The following is a 623-nucleotide window of genomic DNA, read 5'->3' as shown; positions in this document are numbered from 1 at the left end:
CCAGGCCTGTGCCCTCGCCCGTGGGCTTGGTGGTGAAGAAGGGCTGGAAGATTTTCGCCTGCACGGCCGCGCTCATGCCCGGGCCGTTGTCGGCGATGCGGATTTCAACGCTGTCCGGCCCAGCAATGGTGTGCACCCGCACTTCGGGGCGATAGCCGGCTTCGCCCGCCTGCTGGCGCTGGCGCACGGCGTAAAAGGCATTAGTGAGCAGGTTGATGAGTACCCGGCCCAGGTCCTGCGGCACCACTGCCACCAAGGGCAGGGCTGGGTCCAGCGTGGTGGTCAGGTGGGCGCTGAAGTCGCGGTCTTTGGCCCGCAGGCCCTGGTAGGCCAAGCGTAGGCTGTCTTCCACCAGCGCGTTGAGTGGGGTGGGCACGCGCTGACCGGTGCCAGCGCGCGAGTGCTCCAGCATGCCCTTGATGATGGCCGTGGCCCGCTGGCCGTGCTGGCTGATTTCGTGCAGGTTCTGCTTCAGCCCGGCCAAGATTTCGCCCTCCAACCCGGCGCTGCCTGGGCGGGTGCCGCCCATGTCGTCCACTAATCCGGTGCTGACCTCGGCAAAGTTTTTCATGAAGTTGAGCGGGTTCTGCAGCTCGTGGGCGATACCGGCCGTGAGCTCGCCC

The 623-nt window shown here is 66.6% G+C and carries 1 protein-coding gene; it reads right to left on the bottom strand.

Annotated features, from left to right (window positions below):
- The coding region (locus ACP7AJ_RS21565) for a sensor histidine kinase (RefSeq protein ID WP_426062302.1) at window positions 1–623 on the bottom strand (623 nt) is incomplete at both ends.

This window comes from Hymenobacter sp. B1770, assembly GCF_049896385.1.
Classification (GTDB): Bacteria; Bacteroidota; Bacteroidia; order Cytophagales; family Hymenobacteraceae; genus Hymenobacter.
The sequence above is the reverse complement of the archived record's forward strand: the minus strand, read 5'-3'. Positions and strand labels throughout refer to the sequence as shown.